Genomic DNA, 4754 nt, shown 5'->3' with positions numbered 1-4754 from the left:
TAGTCCAGGTACGGGACAGAGAGTGCCGGGTGCCGGGGTGTCACCGCCCGGTCCAGGCCTGCGACCTCGACCACGTCGAACCCTGGGCCCAGGGCGGCAACACCCACCGCACCAACCTCTGCGGCCTGTGCCGCCGGGATCACCGGTTGAAGGACGAACCCGGCTGGCAGCACCGCATGACCGGAACCGGGGTCCTGGAGATCACCACCCCGGCCGGTCGCACCTACCGCAACGAACCCGAACCCCTGAGTCAAATGCCGAGTGATTTCATCAAGCCCGCCAAGCAGACTGCGTGGCAGGTAACTGATCGCGTTGTTCGTGCTTGATCGTCCATAGCGCCGGCCGGGCGGGCAGGAACCACGATGGCCCGCCCGCACCTCGTAATCCCGCCGCAGCCCCGTGACCAGTTACTGAGGCTGATGCCCTCGCCCTGACTCCACACCTCAGGGGCGGAGGGCGGACAGGGGCAGGCGGCGGAAGGTGATGGTTTCGTAGGGGCTCGCCGGGCCGGTCTCGTAAAGCAGGCCGATCGTGTCCGCGTCGGCCTGCACGAGGTCGGAGTAGGCGGCGGGCAGGCCGGACACCGCCTGGACGGCGGTCCAGGTGACACCGTCGTCCACGCTCGCGCGGATCGTCATCGCGGCCCGCGCCGACGGATCGGCCGGTCCCGCGTAGAGCAGCGGCGCGTGCCGCTCGCGGGGCTGGAGCACGCTGCCCGCCACCACCGGTCCGGCGAGGGTGTCCTGCGGCGCGAACGGCGCGTCCAGCGTGGTGCCGCCGTCGCTGGAGTAGGCATCCACGCGGTTGCCAGGGGCGGTGCCGTTCTGGTCCCGCGCGTTGAAGTACAGCCTGCCGTCCTCCAGTTGCGCCACGGTCGTCTCGTTGACGTTGACGTACCCGTCGGGATTGTCGTCGACGTAGCCGATGTGCCAGGTCACCCCGTGATCGTCGCTGTAGATGTCATGGCCCCCGTAGTACTTCGCTTCGGTGCCCAGATCGGCCGAACCGGCGGGCGGGGCGATCGAATGATTGGCGGGCACCACGATCCGCCCGGCGTGCGGCCCACCGCGGAGCACCACCGGCCGCATCGTGGCGTACCAGCGCCAACCGTCCGGTTTGGTCTCCGCGGTGATCTCGCGCGGCGCACCGAAGGTCCTGCCGTCGTCGTCACTGGTCTGCACGAACACCCGGCGCGACTGCTCCGGCGCCACCGTGCCCTGCATGATCTGCTTCTCGGTGACCGCCCCCGAGTTGTACGAGGTGACCAGCACGATCCGCCCGGTCGCCGGGTCCAGCGCGGGCGCCGGGTTGCCCCGGGTGTTCCCGTCACCGTCGGCGACCACCTGCGTCGGCGACCACGTGCAGCCACCGTCGGCGGAGCGGCGCAGGACCACGTCGATGTCGCCGGAGTCGGCGGTGCCGCCGTGGCGGCCCTCGGCGAAGGCGAGCACCGAACCGTCGGCCGCCTTGATCACCGCGGGGATCCGGTAGCTGGCGTAACCGCCGGTGCCCGCGGCGTAGGGCACCGAAACCGTGCAGCGGCCGGGAGTGCTGGACGCCACGGGTGCGGTGAGCACACTCAGCGCGCAGACCGCGACCGCGGTGAAGGCCGTTTTCATCCGTCGTTCCCTTCCTGGGCGGGCAGAATCCGGTCGAACGGCAGGCGCAGCACCTCACCGGCGCGCACATCGGCGTTGGCGGTGCGGATCCGGTCCAGCTCGCCGGTGCCGAGCGCCCGCGAATACAGGCGCACCTCGTCGAGCGAGCCGTCGAGGTGGTAGGCGCCGTCGAGCCGCTCGCCCAGCTGGATCTGGAACGAGACGGTCTGGCTGACCGATCCGGCGGGCGACGGTCCCGAGGCGGCGGGCACGCCGTCCACCCACATCGCGAGCCGCCCGGCCGACCGTTCCAGTGCCACGTGGTGCCACGCCCGGTCGTCGTACGCCCCGGCGGTGGCGATCGACGCCGTGCCCTGGGGAGTGGTCAAGCCAGCGATCAGGCGGTGGTTGGCGGGTTCACCGCGCAGCCACGCCTGGGGCGCGGTGGCGCCCATACCGCCGAGCCAGATCAGCACCTGGTTGCCCTTCGCGGCGCCGTAACGGAACCAGGCACTCCAGGTGAAGTCGCCGTCGCCGGGCGGCTGGGCACTGTCGTAGGGCACCCGGACGAAGTCGTCGGCACCGTCGAGGTTCAGCGCGGACCCGAACCGCCCGCCGGTGAGCACGGCACCGCCGAGCACACGCCCGTCGGAATGCCGCCCGGACCCGTCCGGGGTGCGCGGACCGGCGGAGTTCCGCCACCCAAGGTACTGCTCGTCGAACCGGGCGAACCGGATCTCGTCCCGAGCGTCGACCGCGCCGCCCTCGTAGAGCAGCCCGATTTCGGCGTCCTGTGTGGACGGATCGGACAGCTGCACCAGGTCGGAGTAACCCGACCAGTCCGAGGTGATCCTCGTGCCCTGCTCGGCGTCCTCCCAGGTGCGGCCGCCGTCGTAGGAGGACCGGATGGTCATCCAGCGCCGCCGGTCGGTGTCCGCGGGCGAGGAGAACAGGATCCGGTCGCCGCGCCCTTCCCGGTGCAGCCTCAGCACCGAGCCCTGCACCATCGGCGTCACCAGGTCGGGCAAGGTGGTGAACGGGGTGCTGAAACTCTCCCCGCCGTCCCGGCTGATCGCGTAGTCGCGGTTGCCGAGGTCGGTGCCGCTCTGCTCGCGCCCGGCCGCGTAGATCGACCCGTCGGCCAGCTCGGTCAGGCTCAGCTCGGACGGCTTCTGCCGGAACGTCCCGCCCGCCGGGAACGGGAAGGTGTCCACGGCGCCGATGTGCCAGCTCACCCCGTGATCGTCGCTGTAGACCAGCGCGCCGTGATTGGCGATCGGCTGGGTCCCGTTGCTGGTTTCCGCGTTGACCCCGAAAACGAGGCGACCGGCGTGCGGGCCACGGGTCAGCTGGAGGGCGTGCCCCGGGCCGGAGGCGTACCAGTAGTCCCACGAGGGCAGTGACGCCTCGGCGCCGAGGTCCCGCGGCGCCGACCAGGTGAGGCCGTCGTCGTCGCTGTACTGCAGGTGCGGCGTGCGCGGGCAGGGCGCGGCGCAGCCCTTGCTGTCGGTCCGCCCGGCGTTGTAGGTGGTGATCAGCAGGATGCGCCCGGTGGTCCGGTCCACGATCGGGACCGGGTTGCCGTGGGTGTCGCCGTCGCCGGCGTTCACCACGCTCATCGGCGTCCACGTCCGCCCGCCGTCCACCGACCGCTTCAGCACGACGTCGATGTCCCCGGCGTCACCGCAGTTGTCCACGCGGCCCTCGGCGAAGGCGAGCAGCGCGCCGCGGGTGGTGCGCGTGATCGCCGGGATCCGGAAGCAGCTGTAGCCGGGGTCCTGGCTCGCCTTGAACAGCACGGTCTGGTCGAGGTGCCCGGCGGTGGCGGCCGTGGCACCCGCGGACAGCGGGACCATCGCGGCGGCCGTCGTCATCAGCGCCAGCGCCAGCCGCAGTGGAGTACGCACCGAACGGTTCACGCCAACTCCCCCTCCCCGATCCCGGCCTCGGCGAGCTTCTCGCCGATCCGCGCGAGCTCGTCTTCCGACAGCGGCAGCTGCGGGGGCGCCAGCACGGCGTCGGCGATGACCCCGCGCATCTTCATGGCCGCCTTGAACGCACCGAGCGCCGCCGAACCTCGCCCCATCCGGTGCGGCGGGGCGACGTCGACGATGGTGAACAGCTTCAGCAGGCGCTCCTGCTCCGCCCTGGCGGCGGCGAGATCTCCCGACCGGACGTGCCGGTGGATGGCGACATACCCTTCGGGGTCCACATTGGCCAGTCCGGGGACCGCACCGTCGGCACCGAGTTCCAGTGCCCAGTCGACGAGCAGTTCCGAGCCGGTGAACACGGCGAAGGAGCCGAGGCCGCGCTCCCGTCTGCCCTGCAGGACATACCGGAACCCGGCCTCGTCCCCGCTGGAGTCCTTGAGCCCGGCGATCACCTCCTCCTCGGCCAGGCGCAGCACCAGCTCGCGGTCCAGGTGCGAGTGCACGGCCACCGGGATGTCGTAGGCGAGGATCGGCAGCCCGGTGCGTTCCCGCAGCAACCGGTAGTGGCGCTCGACCTCGGCGACGTGGGTCCGGGTGTAGTAGGGCGCGGTCACCACGACCGCGTCGGCGCCCGCCTCCTCGGCCACCCTGACGTGCTCGGCCACCCTGAGGGTGGTCATGTCGATGCATCCGGCCAGCACCGGCACGCGGCCGTCCACATGCGACACCGTGGTTTCGATGACCGTCCGGCGCTGTGCGTCGGGCAGGAAGGCCACCTCGCTGGAGGATCCGAGGATGAACAGGCCGTGCACGCCCGCCTCGAGCTGGAAGTCGATGGCGCGGCGCAGGGAATCGGTGTCGATGCCGAAATCGTCGCGGAAGGGGGTGCACAGCGGCGGGATGATGCCGGACAACGGCGTTGGGGTCATGAAACGGTCACTCCGGTTTCCTCGCTTTCGGTGGTGCCGCCCGCCGCGCCGCCCGTGCCCGGGGTCTCCGGGTGGTAGCAGCGGTAGCCGTGACGGCCTGACTCGTCGGCTGATTCGTCGATAATGGACAGTGGGGGTGGTTCCAGTGCGCAGCCCACATCCGCCCTGGGGCACCGGGTGCGGAACGCGCAGCCGCTGGGCGGTGCGGTGGCCGAGGGCACGGGACCGGTCAGCACGACGGGCTCGGCGGGGTGCAGCAGGCTCGGTGTGGCGGAGAACAGTGCCCTGGTGTAGGG

At 71.4% G+C, this 4754-nt stretch carries 5 protein-coding genes; 1 reads left to right on the top strand and 4 read right to left on the bottom strand.

Going from position 1 to position 4754, the window contains the following annotated elements; translation table 11 throughout:
* The coding region (locus FNH05_RS32420; protein WP_144592656.1) for an HNH endonuclease signature motif containing protein at positions 1 to 326 on the top strand (326 nt) is incomplete at its 5' end.
* A gap of 117 nt (positions 327 to 443) precedes the next feature.
* Here FNH05_RS32420 and FNH05_RS32415 read toward each other — a convergent pair.
* From FNH05_RS32415 to FNH05_RS32400, 4 genes are all read right to left on the bottom strand, one after another.
* Complete coding sequence (locus FNH05_RS32415; RefSeq protein ID WP_144592655.1) at positions 444 to 1619, bottom strand: sialidase family protein; 1176 nt, start codon at positions 1617 to 1619, stop codon at positions 444 to 446.
* On the bottom strand, positions 1616 to 3517 hold the full coding sequence (locus FNH05_RS32410; protein ID WP_246128074.1) for a sialidase family protein: 1902 nt from the start codon (positions 3515 to 3517) through the stop codon (positions 1616 to 1618). Before FNH05_RS32410 ends, FNH05_RS32415 begins: the two co-directional genes overlap by 4 nt.
* A complete protein-coding gene (locus tag FNH05_RS32405) occupies positions 3514 to 4458 on the bottom strand; it encodes a dihydrodipicolinate synthase family protein (RefSeq protein ID WP_144592654.1) in 945 nt (314 codons plus the stop codon). Before FNH05_RS32405 ends, FNH05_RS32410 begins: the two co-directional genes overlap by 4 nt.
* Positions 4455 to 4754: oligopeptide/dipeptide ABC transporter ATP-binding protein (locus tag FNH05_RS32400; protein ID WP_342781641.1), on the bottom strand; the 300-nt coding region annotated here is incomplete at its 5' end. The genes FNH05_RS32400 and FNH05_RS32405, both read right to left, overlap by 4 nt.

The organism is Amycolatopsis rhizosphaerae (genome assembly GCF_007713715.1).
In the GTDB taxonomy this organism is placed as follows: Bacteria; Actinomycetota; Actinomycetes; order Mycobacteriales; family Pseudonocardiaceae; genus Amycolatopsis_E; species Amycolatopsis_E rhizosphaerae.
Note: the sequence above shows the minus strand (reverse complement) of the source record. Positions and strands in the feature narration are given on the sequence as shown.